Here is a 15578-nt window from a genome sequence, read left to right on the forward strand (position 1 = left end):
CGCTGCTCGCGCTGGGGCATCGTCGCCTTCGCCTCCTCGCTCGACCAGGCCGGCCCCATCGCGCGCAATGTCGGCGATTGCGCCGTGCTGCTGCGTTCGATGGCGGGGCATGACCCGAAGGACACGACCTCGGCCGACCTGCCGGTGCCCGATTACGAGGCCGCGCTGGAACGCGGGGTGAAGGGGCTGAGGATCGGCATTCCGAAGGAATACCGGATCGAGGGCATGCCCGCCGAGATCCAGGCGCTCTGGGACAAGGGGCGCGACTGGCTGCGGCAGGCCGGCGCCACGATCGTCGAGGTGTCGCTGCCTCATACGCGCCATGCCCTGGCGGCCTATTACATCGTCGCCCCGGCGGAGGCGTCCTCCAACCTCGCCCGCTACGATGGCGTGCGCTACGGCATGCGCATGCCGGGACGCGACATCGTCGAGATGTACGAGAAGACCCGCGCCGAGGGCTTCGGCCGCGAGGTCAAGCGCCGGATCATGATCGGCACCTATGTGCTGTCCGCCGGCTATTACGACGCCTATTACGTCCGCGCGCAGCGCATCCGCACGCTGATCAAGCGCGATTTCGAGGAGTGCTTCGCCGCCGGAATCGACGCCGTCCTGACGCCCGCGACGCCCTCCGGCGCCTTCGGCATCGGCGAGAAGGGCTCGGCCGATCCGGTCGAGATGTATCTCAACGACGTCTTCACGGTGACGGTGAACATGGCGGGGCTGCCCGGAATCGCCGTTCCGGCCGGCCTCGATTCGCGGGGGCTGCCGCTCGGGCTCCAGCTCATCGGGCGGCCCTTCGACGAGGAGACGCTGTTCGCCGGAGCGCGGGTGATCGAGGAGGCGGCCGGCCCCGTGGACCTCCCGCAGCCCTGGTGGACGTGATGGCGGAGGAGACGGCCGGGCCGCTCGCCCCCCTGCGGGCCGAGATCGACATCTGCGATGCCGAGATCGTCGCGCTTCTCGCGCGGCGCATGGAGATCGTCGAGCGCGTGATCGCCATCAAGAGCGGACACGGAATCCCCGCGCTCCTGCCGGACCGCGTGGAGGACGTGGTCGCGCGGGTTCGCGGGGAGGCCGGACGGGACGGCGTCCCGCCCGATCTCGTCGAGACGGTCTGGCGCGCGATGATGGACTGGATCATCGCCTACGAGGACGAGCGGCTCGGCGCCGGGAAAGGCGAGGGGCGGTGACCCCTCCTTCCGTCCCCTTCTCCACCTGGATCCTCGCCGCCTTCGACCCGATCCTCATCGTGGTCGCGGTCTATCTCGGCTGGAAGGCGGACCAGGCGGGCAAGATCTTCATCGCCGCCATCGCCGCGCTCGGCGTGACGCTTCTCGCCGATTGGCTGATCACGGGGATCGGGATTCCGTGGATGGCGCCGGTCTCGCGCAATGCGCCGACACTCCTGCCGGTGCGCAGCGTCGCCGCCTGCCTGTGGGCGGCGCTCGCTTTCGGCGCGCGGCGTCTCTTCGACGCCTATCGCGGCTGATCGGCCGGGAGCTGCATCGGCTCGACCGCGATGACGAGCGCCGCAGGCGGAGCCGCGCCCGAGCCGATCGGGTGGACCCTGTCGTAGAACAGGAGGCCGAGGACGCTGGTCGTGACGATCGCCATGCCGGCGAGAAGGCCGAAGAGGCTGGCCCGATCCGCCTCGCGCCTATGCGTCGGGCGCCCGAAATGGTCGATGCTGCGCACCGCGATTGCGGGAGCGCGGCCGGGTCTCTGCGGCAGCGGGATGACGGCCATCGGGCTCTCCCTCTTCTTCCGTGCACATAACGCCGCACCCCTCCCGATGGTTGCATGGGCCGGCTGTTGACCCGCGGGGCCTCCACTCCCTACAGCGTGCGGACGAGCGGAAGCACGCATGGCGCTCCCGCCCCGTCAGCGGCGAGACAGGACAGGACCCGGCCGGCATGAACGCGCCCGTCAACCCGAAGAAGCTGATCTCCGGCGCCCTGGGCGACTGGGAGGTGATCATCGGCCTCGAGATCCATGCCCAGGTGACGAGCCGCGCCAAGCTCTTCTCCGGCGCCTCGACCGCCTTCGGCGGCGCGCCGAACGATCATGTCTCGCTGGTCGATGCGGCGATGCCCGGCATGTTGCCCGTCATCAATGCCGAATGCGTGGCCCAGGCGGTGCGCACCGGCCTCGGCCTCAAGGCCGCGATCAACCTGCGCTCGGTCTTCGACCGCAAGAACTATTTCTATCCCGACCTGCCGCAGGGCTACCAGATCAGCCAGTACAAGAGCCCGATCGTGGGCGAGGGCGAGGTTACGGTGGACGTCTCGGAAGGCGAGACGATCCGCGTCGGGATCGAGCGGCTGCATCTCGAGCAGGATGCCGGCAAGTCCATCCACGACCTCTCCCCGACCGACAGCTTCGTGGACCTCAACCGCTCCGGCGTCGCGCTGATGGAGATCGTCTCGAAGCCCGACCTGCGCTCCTCCGAGGAGGCGAAAGCCTATGTGACGAAGCTGCGCACCATCCTGCGCTATCTCGGCACCTGCGACGGCGACATGGAGAAGGGGAACCTGCGCGCCGACGTCAACGTCTCGGTGCGCCGCCCCGGCGAGCCCTTCGGCACGCGCTGCGAGATCAAGAACGTCAACTCGATCCGCTTCATCGGCCAGGCCATCGAATACGAGGCGCGGCGCCAGATCGCGATCCTCGAGGACGGCGGCACGATCTCCCAGGAAACGCGCCTCTTCGATCCGGGCCGGGGCGAAACGCGCTCGATGCGCTCGAAGGAGGAGGCGCACGACTACCGCTATTTCCCCGATCCCGACCTCCTGCCGCTGGAATTCGACCAGGTTTATGTGGACGCCCTCGCCGCCGAGCTGCCGGAGCTGCCGGACGCGAAGAAGGCGCGCTTCATCGCGACATACGGCCTGCCGCCCTACGACGCCGGCGTCCTGACGGCCGAGCGCGAGACGGCCGATTTCTTCGAGGAGGTCGCCCGCGGCCGCGACGGCAAGGCGACGGCGAACTGGGTCATCAACGAGCTGTTCGGGCGCCTCAACAAGGAGGGCAGGGCGATCGGGGAGAGCCCCGTCTCGGCCGCGCAGCTCGGCGCGATTGTCGACCTGATCGGCGAGAAGGTGATTTCCGGCAAGATCGCCAAGGACCTTTTCGAGATCGTCTGGGCCGAGGGCGGCGATCCGCGCAAGCTCGTGGAAGAGCGCGGCATGAAGCAGGTGACCGATACGGGCGCGATCGAGAAGGCGGTCGAGGAGGTCATCGCTGCCAATCCCGACAAGGCCGCGCAGGCCAAGGCCAAGCCGACCCTGGCCGGCTGGTTCGTCGGTCAGGTCATGAAGGCGACGGGCGGCAAGGCCGCGCCGGCCGCCGTCAACGCTCTCGTGAAGCAGAAGCTCGGCATCGAGTAGCCGGTCCCGCCCGTCACGGCCGGAGGGGGCGGCGGAGGCGGTTTGCCGCGTCGAGGAGGCCGGACGGCGCGACCGGCTGCGCGAGGAAGGCGGCGGCGGGGAGGGACAGCGCCCCCTGCGGGGGAAGCATCTTCGCGGCGATGACGTAGAAGCGCCAGCGCGAGGGGTCGCGATCGCCGCTCGCCCAGACCGGATGATGGCCGAGAACCTGGATCTCCGCGCCGCCCGGACGGGCCTCCTCGTCGCGCCGGGCCACGAGCCATTGGGCGCCGCTTGGCTTGCGTGTGAACCGGCTCGTCCTCGCGGCGAAATGCCCGACCAGCAGCCGCGTGCCGTCCGCATGCGTGAAGGCCGGCTCGAGGGGGGCGGGACGCCGCCATTCCGGGGCGAGCGCGGCCGCGACGACATCTTCGAGCGAGATCGGAACGGGAGGGCGCGCGCCCCTTCCCGCCTCCGTCGTCAGATAGGAAATGGATCGATTGTCCGGCATCGCCTCGTCCTCCGGACGAATGGAGCACGGAGCGCGTGTGCAATCGGTGAACGCGGCCGGTTAACGGTTTCGATGTCAGCATATGCCCGCAATGGGATGGGGTCCGGCCAGCGCCGCCGGACGCCATCCGGGGGCAATGGTCCGGCGAAGAGGCGGAACGCAGTCGGTCCTTCTGCCGGAAGCAGCCCAAGATACCCGAGAAGAGGGAATGCGCGCGTGAACCCTCCCTAACGAAGTGGTGGGGAGGGCCGAGTCGCGCCGAAGACGCGAACCGGGGTGGGGGGCGTCGACGCGAGCACCCGGCTCGGCCTTCGGCCGAGTCCGCCCTCCCCACCGCAAGCGGTGGGGAGGGTTGGCGCGGTGGACACCGCGATGCGAACGCGATCACGTTTTTTGTGTGAAGGGAGAACCCGGCTGCGACCCGCCATATGCGACAGCCCTGCCGCTCGCGGGGAGAGGAAAGGAGAAGGGCTCAAAAACGAAAACGGAAGCGACTGCAGTGGGGGCGGTTCGTGCTGGGAGCGGTGCTCAACCGCATGCTCCGTGCCCCTAGAGTCGCTTCCGTTCGTGTTCGCTTTGCGCTGCTCGGCCGTGAGCCGAAACAATCTCACGGAGATCTATGCAGCTTCCTTCTGAGGTGGACTCATCCAAGGCCCTCCTTTCCTTGCCGTTTGCTTGGACGTACGCTCCGTCTGCTCGTGACCGGAGTTCGTCACCTGAACGACACTTGAAGTTTGCTCCTCCTCCTCCTGATCGTCAAGCCCCTTGTTTATTGCGGATGCGAAATCCCGAGGTCCGGGGCCGGAGGTCAGGGCGTCCGGCCGGGAGCCTGCGGCAGGGAAGGAGCCGGCTCGGGAGAGGGCTCCGCCGGCCCGCTTGCGGCGCGGGGCGGCGGGGCGGGGACCGGCTCGGGAATATCGTCGGGGGCGACGAGCGGGCCCGGCCGATGCGCGGGGGCTGCCGGCCGCGCCTCGGCGGGGGGAGTTTCGGGGGAAGGCGGGGGTGCGGGCGGCGGAGCTTTCCGCCGCGGCGCCGGCTTCTCCTCCTGCACGAGATAGCCGCGTGCGATCCGCCATTGCCAGAAGCAGAGGATCGGGGCGACGGCGAGTTCGCCCGCCAGCGCCGCCAGCACGTGGAGAGGCGGCGTGTCGGTCACGCCCGTGCCGGCGAGGCGGGAGAAGCCGCCGATGACGACGAGCAGGGACAGGAGGCGGAAGCGCGGCCCCACCGCCTCGATATTCGGGATGGTGGACCAGAACAGCAGGCCGATGCCCAGATACAGGCCGGAGAGAAAGCGGTAATGGCTGTCGCCCGAGAGCCCGAGGCGGTCGCCCGTGAGGGCTGCCCCGAACACGACGCCGTAGAGGCCGGCCACGACGGGACCGAGCGCGACGATCGCAACGACAATCTGGAGATGGCGCCGCTGCCGCTCGAGCGAGCGGAGCACCCGCGGATCTTCCGCGACGGGATCGTTGTCTGGCTGGGGATCGGACATCGCGGCGGCCGTGCTCACACGATTCTGCCTCTCGGGGGGGCGTTGCGGGCACCGTGCAGGAACATGCGGGGCGACGCAACGCCGGCCGTTCCCCGCGGATGCCGCGGGAGCCGGCAGGTGGGGCTTGCGCTTCGCCGGCCGGCCGCGTTGCATAGGGAGGCAAGGAGAGAACACGTCATGGCGGCCATCTCGCAGCAGCCGATCGAACTCTACTACTGGCCCACGCCGAACGGCTGGAAGGTCTCGATCATGCTCGAGGAATGCGGCCTGCCCTACGTGGTCAGGAGCGTGAACATCGGCAAGGGCGACCAGTTCAAGGCCGAGTTCCTCGCCATTTCTCCCAACAACAAGATGCCGGCCATCGTCGATCCGCAGGGGCCGGGCGGGGAGCCGGTCTCCATTTTCGAATCCGGGGCGATTCTCCAATATCTCGGCCGCAAGACGGGCCTGTTCTATCCGAGCGAGGAGCGCGCGCGGATCGAAGTGGAGCAATGGCTCTTCTGGCAGATGGCGGGGCTCGGGCCCATTGCCGGGCAGACCCATCATTTCCGCATCTATGCGCCCGAGCCGATTCCCTATGCGGTCGAGCGCTTCACCCGCGAGACGAGCCGGCTCTACGGCGTCCTGGACAGGCGCCTCGCCGATCGCGAGTTCCTGGCGGGCGACTATTCCATCGCCGACATGGCGACCTACCCCTGGGCGAAGATGTGGGGGCGGCAGGGGCAGGACATCGCGGACTTTCCCCATGTCAGGCGCTGGCTGGAGGCGATCGCCGCCCGCCCCGCCGTGCGGCGCGGCATCGCGCTCAACGCCGCCGACAAGAAGCTCGTCGACATGAGCGATCCCGCCGTGCGGGCCATCCTGTTCGAGCGCCAGGAGGTGCGGTGAGGCGGCGGCGGATCAGTTCCGGGGCGGAAGGCTTCCGGTCGCCATGTCCGTGCGCTCCCATGTCTCGGAGCCGCAGAGCAGGCCGCCGAGGACGCAGCCGCCCACCTCCAGGGCGCGGCCCTTGGGCGTGAGCGTGGTCTTGTAGGTCTTGCCGTTCTCGGGGTTGTACATGGAGCCCTGCCAGGCTCCCTTGCCGTCCGGGCGGATGTCCCGCGACAGGCTGAGGCCGATCACGGGCCGCTTGCGCAGGGCCGGGTCGGGGTTCTGGTCGTCGGCATCCGCGCTCCTGGCCCAGACGATCGTGGCGCAGAGCATCTTGCCGCAAGGGGCGATCCTGATCTTCGAGCTGTGCTCTTCCGTGAGCCAGAGGCCGGCCGGGCTCTCGGCCGCGATCGCGGCCGGGCCGGCGAGGCTCGCCGGGATGACCAGGGCCGTCGCGAGACGTCGCATGGCGATCTCCCTTCGAACCCGAGCTTCGCGGCGGATCGTGTAGGAATCAAGGCAGGGGATGCTGCGAATCGTTCCTCCCTCGGCTTGAGGGCGGGCGGGCCGGCCGCTATAGGACCGCTCCTTCTTCTCCCCTCCGGCGCAACGACGACAGGATCAGAGCCTCATGGCGCGCGAACAGACTTTCTCCATCCTCAAGCCCGACGCGACGCGGCGCAACATCACGGGCCAGGTGAACGCCGTGATCGAGAAGGCGGGGCTTCGCATCGTCGCGCAGAAGCGGGTTCTCATGACGCGCCAGGAGGCCGAGACCTTCTATGCCGTGCACAAGGAACGTCCCTTCTTCGGCGAACTCGTTGAGTTCATGACCTCGGGCCCCGTGGTCGTGCAGGTGCTCGAAGGCGAGAACGCCGTCGCGGGCTATCGCGAGGTGATGGGCGCGACGAACCCCGCCAACGCGGCCGAGGGCACGATTCGCAAGCTCTTCGCGGAATCCATGGGCGAGAACACCGTCCACGGCTCCGATTCGCCGGACAACGCGAAGATCGAGATCGAGCAGTTCTTCTCGGGCAACGAGATCGTCGGCTGAGCGAAAGGGCCGGGACGGCTCGCGCGGCCCCGGCCCTCTCGATTTCCGTCAGCTCGCCGCCTTGGCGGGCTCTTCCGCCGCGGCTTCCTCGCCGAGCCACGCCCCGGCCGCTTCCCGGCCCGCATCCCGCAGGCCCGTCAGGAACGAGCGCTTCAGGTTGAGCGCGCTCTGGTGGTTGAGGTCGGGATACCAGTCCTCGGCGCTGACATGGTCGATCGTCAGGGCCTTGAGCTTGCGGGCCGCGTCCGTGCGGCCGCGCTCCTCCTCGCTGAGGCGTTGCAGCGCCGCGATGGTCTCCAGATCGCGCTGCAACGCGTTGTTGAAGGTGATCTGGTTCAGCCGGTTGACGATGCTCGGCGAGGTCGTCGGGTGATCGTCGCCGCTCGTGGGGATGAGCTGGATCAGGAGCACCCGGTCGACGTCGCTCGCCTCGACGAGAGGCAGCAGCGGCGGATTGGCGGCAAAGCCGCCATCCCAGTAGCTCTCCCCCTCGATCTCGACCGCCTGATGGATCAGCGGAAGGCAGGCCGAGGCGAGGACGGCGTCGAGGCTGATCTCGTCCTCACGGAAAATCCGCAGCGTGCCGTCGCTGACCTTGGTCGTCGAGACGAGAAGCTTGAGGGAAGGGTCCTTCTGCAGGGCCTCGAAATCGACCGTCTCGCTCAGCAGTTCCCGCAGGGGGTTCAGGTTGAGCGGGTTGAGCTGGTAGGGCGAAAGCAGCCGCGTCGAGAGGTCGATCGCGCGGGCGGCTCCCTGCGAGGGCATGAGGCTGGGCGAGACGCTCTGTCCGAATTTCGTCCAGAACACGTCCAGCTTCTCCCGCGCCGCCTCGGGGCCGCCGAGGCGCAGGCCGTCGGCGAGAAGCACAGAGTTCAGCGCGCCTGCGCTGGCGCCGCTGGCAGCGTCGAATTCGAGATCGGGCTCCTCGAGAAGCCTGTCGAGGACGCCCCAGGTGAATGCGCCGAAGGCCCCGCCGCCCTGAAGAGCGAGGGAAATACGGCCGATCGGCGCCTTCGGAGCGGCGGGCTTGCCCCCGCGTTTCCGGAAGATGTTCGTGATCATGGCCCCAATTTGTGCGGTGCAACATGAAATCGCAAGCCCTTCTTTTCGGCAGTGGCTCGGCAGGGGTGTCGCAGAGCACAAATCGCGCGATTGGCGCTTGACCTCGCCTTCGGGACGATTGATGCGAGGGCTCATGCCGAACGCTGCCGCATTCCCGGAGCCGCCCTCGGGCGGCCTCATCGTCGCGCTCGACCTGCCGACCGTTCGCGAGGCGGAAGCCCTGGCCGAGCGGCTTTCGAGCCTGCGGCCGGTCTTCAAGATCGGGCATCAGCTCGCCTATACGGGCGGCCTCGCCTTGGCCGAGCGGGTCGTCCGGGCCGGCCACGAGGTGTTCCTCGACCTCAAGCTGCACGACATCCCGCGCACGGTGGAGGAGGGGGTGCGGTCCCTCGCCGGATTCGGCGCGGCCTTCCTGACCGTCCACGCCTATCCGCAGACCATGCGCGCGGCTTTGGCCGGGCGCGGCGCCTCGAATCTGAAGCTTCTCGGCGTCACGGTGCTCACCTCCATGGACGACGCGGATGCGCGGGCGGCCGGCTATGCCGCCCGCGTCGCCGATCTCGTCGACGCCCGCGCCCGGGACGGCGAGGCGGCCGGGATCGACGGCCTCGTCTGCTCGCCGATGGAGGTCGCCTCGCTGCGGCGCCTCCTGTCCCGCGAGCGTCTTCTGGTCGTGCCCGGAACACGCCCGGCCGGTGCCGATCCCGGCGACCAGAAGCGCGTGCGGCTGCCGGCGGAGGCCGTCGCCGACGGCGCCGATTACCTCGTCATGGGCCGCCCGATCACGGGCGCGGCCGATCCCCTCGCCGCGGCGCGGGCGATCCTGGCCGAGATGCGGAGCGCAAAGACGTCATGACCCAGGGCCTCAGCTTTCCCGATCCCGAGACCATTGCCGGGATGACGGCGCGCATGCTGTTCGAGGTCGAGGCGGTGCGCTTCTACGAGGGCAAAGAGCCCTTCATCTTCACCTCGGGCTGGGCGAGCCCGGTCTATATCGATTGCCGCCGGCTCATTTCCTTCCCGCGCGTACGCCAGACGCTGATCGATTTCGGGGCGTCGATGACGCTCCGCAATGCCGGATTCGAGCAATTCGACGTCGTCGCGGGGGGCGAGACGGCGGGCATCCCCTTCGCGGCCTGGATGGCGGACCGGCTGATGCTGCCGATGCAATATATCCGCAAGAAGCCCAAGGGCTTCGGCCGGAACGCACAAATCGAGGGCCATGTCGTCGAGGGGCAGCGCACGCTGCTGGTCGAGGACCTGACGACGGACGGACGCAGCAAGGTCGTCTTCGCCAAGGCGCTGCGGGAGGCGGGCGCCCATGTCGAGCATATCTTCGTCGTCTTCTACTATTCGATCTTCAAGGAATCCCAGGGCATCCTCGACGAGATGGGGGTCAAGCTGACGCATCTCGCCACCTGGTGGGACGTGCTGGCGGCGGCCAAGGCGGGCGGCAAGTTCGCGCCCCCCGTCCTGCGGGAGGTGGAATCCTTCCTGCACGATCCCGCCGGCTGGTCGAAGGCGAATGGCGGAATCGAGAAGGCTCCCGATTGATCCCCGACCACCTCTATCGTCTCGCGCGCCCCGCGCTTTTCCGCCTCGACCCCGAGCAGGCCCATCATCTCGCGATCCGGGCATTGGCCTCGGGATTTGTCCGGGGATCCGTTGCGGCGGATGACCGGATTCTTCGGAGCCGCCTGTGGGGGCGCGACATTCCGAACCCCATCGGCCTCGCGGCGGGCTTCGACAAGCATGCCGAGGCGATCGGCGGCTGCGTCGCGCTCGGCTTCGGGCTCGTCGAGATCGGCACGGTGACGCCGCGGCCCCAGCCGGGCAATCCGCAGCCGCGCCTCTTCCGCCTCCCGGCCGACGAGGCGATCATCAACCGCAACGGCTTCAACAGCGAGGGGCTCGCCGCCTATTGCAGCCGCTTCGCGCAGCGCCGCCGCTCGGCTGTGCTCGTCGGCGCCAATGTCGGCAAGAACAAGGAGACGGCGGACGAGGTCGCCGATTTCGTCCTCGGCATCGAGGCGACGGCCCCGCTGGCCGATTATCTCGTGATCAACGTCTCCTCGCCCAACACGCCGGGCTTGCGCGATCTCCAGGGGCGGCAGTCGATGGAGCGGCTGATCCGCGCCTGCCAGGAGGCGCGCGCGCGCGTAGTGCCGGAGGCGCCGCCGCCCCTGCTCGTCAAGCTCGCTCCCGATCTCGACGAGGCCGGCCTCGCCGATGCGGCCGAGGTCGCCCTGGCGACCGGCCTCGACGGCCTCATCATGGGCAACACGACGATCTCGCGTCCGCCTTCCCTGCGCGATCCCCGGAAAGGGGAGGCGGGAGGGCTCTCGGGCCGCCCGCTGCGCGACCTCTCGACCTCGAAACTCGCCGCGCTCTACCGGCTGACCGACGGGCGCATCCCGCTGATCGGCGTCGGCGGCGTCGCCTCGGGCGCGGATGCCTATGCCAAGATCCGGGCCGGCGCCTCGCTGGTGCAACTCTATTCGGGCCTTGTCTATGGTGGGCCGGGCCTGCCGGCCCGCATCAAGCGCGATCTCGCCGCCCTGCTGCGGCGCGACGTCTTCGCCTCGGTTACCGAGGCCGTGGGGGTGGATCATCGCTGAGCGGCGGCGCGCGGGCTTTCCGGGATGAAGGCCGCCGCCCGCCTGTCGGCCGCGATCGAGGTCCTCGCTGACATCGAGACGCGCCGTCGCCCGGCTGCCGACGCCCTGAAGGATTGGGGCCTCTCGCACCGATTCGCCGGCTCCGCGGACCGCGCCGCCATCGCAGGTCTCGTCTACGACGCCTTGCGCCGGCGTGCCTCCTCGGCCTGGCTGATGGGGGGCGATGCGCCGCGCGCCGTGCTCCTCGGCTCGCTGCGGCTCGCGCGCGGAATGGCGGCGGACGAGATCTCCTTGCTCTGCGACGGCTCGCGCTTCGCGCCCGAGCCGCTCGCCGGCGATGAGCGGGCGGCCCTGGCTCGCCCCGGTCCCGGCGAGGCGCCGCCCCTCGGCGAGGCGCCGCTCGATGTCGCGGGAGACTTTCCAGCCTGGATCGCGCCCTCGCTCATCCGCCTTTTCGGAGAAGAGGTTGGGGCCGAGATGGCCGCCCTCGCGGCGCGGGCGCCGCTCGATCTGCGCGTGAACACGCTGAAGGCCGGGCGCGAGGCCGTCCTCGCCGATCTCGCGCATTGGTCCCCGGCAGCGACGCCCTATTCGCCCTGGGGCCTGCGGGTGCCGCCCGGGCCGGACGGCAGGGGTCCCTCGGTCCAGAGCGATCCGGCCTTCCTCCAGGGGCAGGTCGAGATCCAGGACGAGGGCTCGCAACTCGCCGCCCTCTTCACCGGGGCGCGGCCCGGCGAGACCGTGGTCGATCTATGTGCGGGGGGAGGGGGCAAGACCCTCGCCCTCGCCGCCATGATGAAGAATACGGGGCGCCTCGTCGCGACCGATGCCGATCCGCGCCGTCTCGCCCCTATCCATGCGCGCCTGCAACGGGCGGGGGCGCTCGCCGAAATCCGCACGCCGCGCGGCAAGGCCGATCCGCTCGCCGATCTCGACGGGGCGGCCGATCTCGTCGTCGTCGACGCGCCCTGCACGGGGACCGGCACCTGGCGGCGCAACCCCGATGCGAAATGGCGCCTGCGTCCGGGCAGCCTGTCGCTGCGGCTCTCCGAGCAGGCCAAGGTGCTGGAGCGCGCGGCGCGCCTCGCGAGGCGGGGAGGGCGGATCGCCTATATCACCTGTTCCGTCCTGCCGGAGGAGAACGACGACGCCGTCGCGGCCTTCCTGGAACGCCACCCGGAGGCGCAGGTCGAGCCGGTCGCGGAGGCGGAGCCCTTTGCCGGCGTGGTCCGGCAGACGCGCCATGGAATCCAGATGACCCCCGCGCGGACCGGAACGGACGGATTCTACGTCGCCCGGCTGCGCTGCTGAGGCCTGCCGGAGCCGGGTTCTCGGATGTCAGTGGGCGCCCGAGCGCCTGCGATAGCCCCCGTTCGACTGCCGCTCGAACATCTCGCCGATCTGCGGATGGCGCAGAGGCTGGCCGCTGTCGTCGGGCAGGAGGTTCTGCTCCGACACATAGGCGATGTATTCGCTGTCCTGGTTCTCGGCGAGGAGGTGGTAGAAGGGCTGGTCCTTGCGCGGGCGCATTTCCGCGGGAATGGCGAGCCACCATTCCTCGGAATTGGAGAAGACCGGGTCCACGTCGAAGATCACGCCCCGGAAGGGGTGGATCCGGTGCCGGACCACCTGGCCGAGCGAGAACTTGGCCAGACGCATTTCTCCATTCCCGGACATGCGTGGAAGATACAGCCGGATGCGCCGGGCGAAAAGACCTTACGATGCCGCGGCGCCGTCCTTGGCCTCGACGAGATCGGCGAGGTCCACCAGCACCTTCGCCTGCTTCCAGGTGGCGTCGTCCTGCATCTTGCCGTCGATCATGACCGCGCCGGCCCCGTCGGGCATGGCGGCGATGATCTTGCGGGCGAAGGCAACCTCGGCGGGGTCGGGCGAGAAGACGCGCCGCGCGATCGCGATCTGCGTGGGATGCAGGGTCCAGGCCCCCGCGCAGCCCATCAGGAAGGCGTTGCGGAACTGGGCCTCGCAGGCTTCCGCGTCCGAGAAATCGCCGAAGGGACCGTAGAAAGCCTTGATCCCGTTCGCCATGCAGGCATCGACCATGCGGGCGACCGTGTAGTGCCACAGGTCCTGCTGGGCCGCCGCGCGCGGGCCCGAGCCCGCATCCGAGAGCACCTTGTAGTCGGGATGGCCGCCGCCGACCCGCGTCGTCTTCATGCCGCGGGAGGCCGCGAGATCGGCCGGGCCGAGGCTCATGCCGTGCATGCGGGGGGAGGCCTGCGCGATCTCCTCGACGTTCTTCACGCCTTCCGCCGTCTCCAGGATGGCATGGATCAGGATGGGCTTGCGGGCATGCGCCTTGGCCTCGAGCTGGGCGAGGAGCTGGTCGACATAATGGATGTCCCAGGAGCCCTCGACCTTGGGCACCATGACGACGTCGAGCTTGTCGCCGACCGCGCCGACAATCTCGACGAGATCGTCGAGCGCCCAGGGGCTGTTGAGGGCGTTCATGCGAATCCACAGGCCGGTGCTGCCGAAATCGGTGGCCTTGGCCATCTCGATGAAGCCGCGGCGCGCATCGAGCTTGGCGTCGATCGGGATCGCGTCCTCCAGGTTGCCGAGCACGACATCCACCTGCTTTGCCAGCTCGGGCACCTTGCTCCGCATCTTCTCGACATGCGGCGGCACGAAATGGATCATCCGCTCCAGCCGGACGGGGAGGGTGCGCAGGGGCGCGGGCGCGCCGATGGCGAGGGGCTGGAAGAAGCGGCGGGGAAGTTTCATCGGGCGCACCTTCGATTGGCACCGCGATGCAACATGAAGCGGCGCCGGGCGCAAGAGCGGCGCGGGCTCGCCCGAAGGTCTTCGCTGCGCTGTGGCCGGAATGACGGTGAGCCCGGTCCAGACGCCCCGAACGGAGACATGCTCCAGAGCAGGGCAGGGCGGCCGCAGAGGCGATTGCCTCTCCCGCGGCCCCGTCGCAGAAGCGGCGCGTGTCGGACCTCGTCGGCCTCCTCTCGCTCCTGGCGCCCTTTTTCGGGCTGATCAGCCTCGGCTTCGTGGCGGGGAAGATCGCCGCCCTGCCCGTCGAGGGGCTCGCCTGGATGCGGTTCTTCCTCGTCTATCTCTCCCTGCCCTGTCTCTTCTTCCGGCTCGTGGCCGACAAGCCCATCGCCGAGATCGCCAATGCGCGCTTCGCGATGCTCACCACGACGGCCACGGCCCTCGCCTTTGTCCTGGGCCTCGCCACCGTGCTCCTGGCCACGAGGCGGCTCCCAGAAGGCGTCCTGGGCGGGGTCGCGGGGGCTTATTCCAATATCGGCTATATGGGGCCGCCGCTCGTCCTGTCCTTCCTCGGCCCGGCCGCCAATGCCCCGGTCGCGCTGATCCTGATCTTCGACACGCTCTTCCTGTTCACCATTGTGCCCGCCCTGATGTCTTTCGCGGGACTGGAGCGGCGCGGGCCGGGGAAGGCGATTCTCGCGGTGCTCGGGCGCGTCGTCTTTCATCCCTTCATGCTGGGCACCGCGGCGGGCGTGCTGGCGAGCCTCCTGCGCTTCCGGCCGCCGGACGTGCTCGACAAGATGACGCTCTGGCTCGCCAACGCCGCCGCGCCCTCCGCCCTGTTCGTGCTCGGCGTCGTGCTGGCGCTCCAGCCGGTGGGGAGGATCGGAGCGGATGTGATGGCGCTCGTCCTCATCAAGCTCCTGGCGCATCCGCTCGCCGTGTGGATTCTCCTGTCGCTCTTCGGCGATCCCGACCCGGTTTGGGTCCAGGCGGCCGTCGTGATGGCTGCTCTGCCTCCGGCCCTGAACATCTTCGTCCTCTCGGCCCAGTATCGGGTCGGGGTCGAGCGCGCCTCGGCCTGCGTCCTCGTCGGGACCGTCCTGTCGATGGCGACGCTGATCGGGCTGCTCTGGCTCTTCCGCACGGGAACGGTGCCGGTGATCCTGTTCCGGTAACGCGCCGTTCGCGCGGCGCGGGCCGGGGCGGCGATTTCGCCCCCCGATCCCTTGATCCGGGGTTGACGGAACCCGAGTCGGCGGCATAGAAGCGCGCCAATCCACGGCAGGCCGTACGTCCCGCGGGGTCGAGCTTCCTTTAGCTCGATGCATCGGACCTAAACGCTGCCGTCCCTAACCGGTATCGCCCATTTTTCGGGCTTTGGATGGCAAGACCGCCTTCGGGTGGTCCTCTGCGCTTTTCCTCGCGGCAGAGGCTTTCGGGCCTGTGGCGCGGTTTTTCGTTTGGCGCGACGCCGGTTCGGCGGGGCGCCGAGGAAGGTCAAGTGCCGCTTCGGCGGTCGGTCACGAGGGCTCTATGCCGACGATCAGTCAGTTGATCCGCAAGCCGCGCACGGTGCCGGCGAGCCGCAACAAGGTTCCGGCGCTTCAGGCTTGTCCGCAGAAGCGCGGCGTCTGCACGCGCGTCTACACGACGACGCCGAAGAAGCCGAACTCGGCGCTGCGAAAGGTCGCCAAGGTGCGCCTGACCAACGGGTTCGAGGTCATCGGCTACATCCCGGGCGAGGGGCACAACCTCCAGGAGCACTCGGTCGTCATGATCCGCGGCGGCCGCGTGAAGGACCTGCCGGGCGTGCGCTACCACATCCTGCGCGGCGTGCTCGACACCCAGGGCGTCAAGA

General features: G+C 69.2%; 19 protein-coding genes. 12 read left to right on the forward strand and 7 right to left on the reverse strand.

Going from position 1 to position 15578, the window contains the following annotated elements:
• From PKD06_RS14620 to PKD06_RS14630, 3 genes are all read left to right on the forward strand, one after another.
• Positions 1-882: amidase family protein (locus PKD06_RS14620; protein ID WP_324381305.1), on the forward strand; the 882-nt coding region annotated here is incomplete at its 5' end.
• The gene (locus PKD06_RS14625) at positions 882-1190 is read left to right on the forward strand and encodes a chorismate mutase (protein WP_324381307.1); all 309 of its coding nucleotides are present in this window, start codon (positions 882-884) and stop codon (positions 1188-1190) included. The genes PKD06_RS14620 and PKD06_RS14625, both read left to right, overlap by 1 nt.
• Positions 1187-1489 (forward strand): hypothetical protein, encoded by a 303-nt coding sequence (locus PKD06_RS14630; RefSeq protein ID WP_324381309.1) that lies wholly within the window; start codon positions 1187-1189, stop codon positions 1487-1489. Before PKD06_RS14625 ends, PKD06_RS14630 begins: the two co-directional genes overlap by 4 nt.
• On the opposite strand, the gene PKD06_RS14635 is transcribed toward PKD06_RS14630, so the two are convergent.
• Complete coding sequence (locus tag PKD06_RS14635) at positions 1477-1746, reverse strand: hypothetical protein (protein WP_324381310.1); 270 nt, start codon at positions 1744-1746, stop codon at positions 1477-1479. The genes PKD06_RS14630 and PKD06_RS14635 overlap by 13 nt on opposite strands.
• 167 nt (positions 1747-1913) lie before the next feature.
• Between PKD06_RS14635 and gatB the strand changes: the two genes are divergently transcribed.
• Positions 1914-3386: an Asp-tRNA(Asn)/Glu-tRNA(Gln) amidotransferase subunit GatB gene (gene gatB, locus PKD06_RS14640; protein ID WP_324381312.1), complete on the forward strand. Its 1473-nt coding sequence runs from the start codon at positions 1914-1916 to the stop codon at positions 3384-3386.
• Between the two features lie 13 nt (positions 3387-3399).
• Here the strand turns inward: gatB and PKD06_RS14645 are convergent, their stop codons facing one another.
• Positions 3400-3876 carry a hypothetical protein gene (locus PKD06_RS14645; RefSeq protein WP_324381314.1) on the reverse strand — a complete coding sequence of 159 codons (477 nt, stop codon included), beginning with the start codon at positions 3874-3876 and terminating at the stop codon, positions 3400-3402.
• A gap of 808 nt (positions 3877-4684) precedes the next feature.
• On the reverse strand, positions 4685-5389 hold the full coding sequence (locus PKD06_RS14650) for a DUF4345 domain-containing protein (protein WP_324381316.1): 705 nt from the start codon (positions 5387-5389) through the stop codon (positions 4685-4687).
• 159 nt (positions 5390-5548) lie between these two features.
• Here PKD06_RS14650 and PKD06_RS14655 point away from each other — a divergent pair, with 159 nt between their 5' ends.
• Complete coding sequence (locus tag PKD06_RS14655; RefSeq protein WP_324381318.1) at positions 5549-6259, forward strand: glutathione S-transferase N-terminal domain-containing protein; 711 nt, start codon at positions 5549-5551, stop codon at positions 6257-6259.
• A 12-nt stretch (positions 6260-6271) separates the two neighbouring features.
• Here the strand turns inward: PKD06_RS14655 and PKD06_RS14660 are convergent, their stop codons facing one another.
• Complete coding sequence (locus tag PKD06_RS14660; RefSeq protein ID WP_324381319.1) at positions 6272-6709, reverse strand: DUF2147 domain-containing protein; 438 nt, start codon at positions 6707-6709, stop codon at positions 6272-6274.
• Between the two features lie 163 nt (positions 6710-6872).
• Here PKD06_RS14660 and ndk point away from each other — a divergent pair, with 163 nt between their 5' ends.
• Positions 6873-7295 carry a nucleoside-diphosphate kinase gene (ndk, locus tag PKD06_RS14665; protein WP_324381321.1) on the forward strand — a complete coding sequence of 141 codons (423 nt, stop codon included), beginning with the start codon at positions 6873-6875 and terminating at the stop codon, positions 7293-7295.
• 48 nt (positions 7296-7343) lie between these two features.
• Here the strand turns inward: ndk and PKD06_RS14670 are convergent, their stop codons facing one another.
• A complete protein-coding gene (locus PKD06_RS14670; protein ID WP_324381323.1) occupies positions 7344-8357 on the reverse strand; it encodes a patatin-like phospholipase family protein in 1014 nt (337 codons plus the stop codon).
• A gap of 133 nt (positions 8358-8490) precedes the next feature.
• Between PKD06_RS14670 and pyrF the strand changes: the two genes are divergently transcribed.
• The 4 genes from pyrF to PKD06_RS14690 are packed head-to-tail and all read left to right on the forward strand — an operon-like array spanning position 8491 to position 12286.
• Positions 8491-9213: an orotidine-5'-phosphate decarboxylase gene (gene pyrF / locus PKD06_RS14675; protein WP_324381325.1), complete on the forward strand. Its 723-nt coding sequence runs from the start codon at positions 8491-8493 to the stop codon at positions 9211-9213.
• Positions 9210-9911: an orotate phosphoribosyltransferase gene (locus PKD06_RS14680; RefSeq protein WP_324381328.1), complete on the forward strand. Its 702-nt coding sequence runs from the start codon at positions 9210-9212 to the stop codon at positions 9909-9911. The genes pyrF and PKD06_RS14680 overlap by 4 nt, the downstream gene beginning before the upstream one ends.
• Positions 9908-10975, forward strand: a complete 1068-nt coding sequence (locus tag PKD06_RS14685) for a quinone-dependent dihydroorotate dehydrogenase (RefSeq protein WP_324381330.1) — start codon at positions 9908-9910, stop codon at positions 10973-10975. The genes PKD06_RS14680 and PKD06_RS14685 overlap by 4 nt, the downstream gene beginning before the upstream one ends.
• Positions 10976-10999: 24 nt before the next feature.
• On the forward strand, positions 11000-12286 hold the full coding sequence (locus PKD06_RS14690) for an RsmB/NOP family class I SAM-dependent RNA methyltransferase (RefSeq protein ID WP_324381332.1): 1287 nt from the start codon (positions 11000-11002) through the stop codon (positions 12284-12286).
• A 27-nt stretch (positions 12287-12313) separates the two neighbouring features.
• Here the strand turns inward: PKD06_RS14690 and hspQ are convergent, their stop codons facing one another.
• Together hspQ and PKD06_RS14700 are read right to left on the reverse strand one after the other, a co-directional pair.
• Positions 12314-12634, reverse strand: a complete 321-nt coding sequence (gene hspQ / locus PKD06_RS14695; RefSeq protein ID WP_324381334.1) for a heat shock protein HspQ — start codon at positions 12632-12634, stop codon at positions 12314-12316.
• Positions 12635-12691: 57 nt separating this feature from the next.
• Positions 12692-13717, reverse strand: coding sequence for a CoA ester lyase (locus PKD06_RS14700; RefSeq protein WP_324381336.1), 1026 nt, complete (start codon positions 13715-13717; stop codon positions 12692-12694).
• A gap of 209 nt (positions 13718-13926) precedes the next feature.
• Here PKD06_RS14700 and PKD06_RS14705 point away from each other — a divergent pair, with 209 nt between their 5' ends.
• Both PKD06_RS14705 and rpsL read left to right on the forward strand, forming a co-directional pair.
• Complete coding sequence (locus PKD06_RS14705) at positions 13927-14895, forward strand: AEC family transporter (RefSeq protein ID WP_324381338.1); 969 nt, start codon at positions 13927-13929, stop codon at positions 14893-14895.
• Positions 14896-15253: 358 nt separating this feature from the next.
• On the forward strand, positions 15254-15578 hold a 325-nt coding region (gene rpsL / locus PKD06_RS14710; protein ID WP_324381340.1), incomplete at its 3' end, for a 30S ribosomal protein S12.

The organism is Enterovirga sp. (assembly GCF_035325185.1).
Lineage (GTDB): Bacteria > Pseudomonadota > Alphaproteobacteria > Rhizobiales > Beijerinckiaceae > Enterovirga.

Bases quoted from the DNA above. Each gene is read 5' to 3' on its own strand.
- PKD06_RS14625 (WP_324381307.1), top strand. From the start codon at position 882: ATGGCGGAGGAGACGGCCGGGCCGCTCGCCCCCCTGCGGGCCGAGATC.
- PKD06_RS14635 (WP_324381310.1), bottom strand. From the start codon at position 1,746: ATGGCCGTCATCCCGCTGCCGCAGAGACCCGGCCGCGCTCCCGCAATC.
- gatB (WP_324381312.1), top strand. From the start codon at position 1,914: ATGAACGCGCCCGTCAACCCGAAGAAGCTGATCTCCGGCGCCCTGGGC.
- PKD06_RS14645 (WP_324381314.1), bottom strand. From the start codon at position 3,876: ATGCCGGACAATCGATCCATTTCCTATCTGACGACGGAGGCGGGAAGG.
- PKD06_RS14655 (WP_324381318.1), top strand. From the start codon at position 5,549: ATGGCGGCCATCTCGCAGCAGCCGATCGAACTCTACTACTGGCCCACG.
- PKD06_RS14660 (WP_324381319.1), bottom strand. From the start codon at position 6,709: ATGCGACGTCTCGCGACGGCCCTGGTCATCCCGGCGAGCCTCGCCGGC.
- ndk (WP_324381321.1), top strand. From the start codon at position 6,873: ATGGCGCGCGAACAGACTTTCTCCATCCTCAAGCCCGACGCGACGCGG.
- PKD06_RS14670 (WP_324381323.1), bottom strand. From the start codon at position 8,357: ATGATCACGAACATCTTCCGGAAACGCGGGGGCAAGCCCGCCGCTCCG.
- pyrF (WP_324381325.1), top strand. From the start codon at position 8,491: ATGCCGAACGCTGCCGCATTCCCGGAGCCGCCCTCGGGCGGCCTCATC.
- PKD06_RS14680 (WP_324381328.1), top strand. From the start codon at position 9,210: ATGACCCAGGGCCTCAGCTTTCCCGATCCCGAGACCATTGCCGGGATG.
- PKD06_RS14690 (WP_324381332.1), top strand. From the start codon at position 11,000: ATGAAGGCCGCCGCCCGCCTGTCGGCCGCGATCGAGGTCCTCGCTGAC.
- hspQ (WP_324381334.1), bottom strand. From the start codon at position 12,634: ATGCGTCTGGCCAAGTTCTCGCTCGGCCAGGTGGTCCGGCACCGGATC.
- PKD06_RS14700 (WP_324381336.1), bottom strand. From the start codon at position 13,717: ATGAAACTTCCCCGCCGCTTCTTCCAGCCCCTCGCCATCGGCGCGCCC.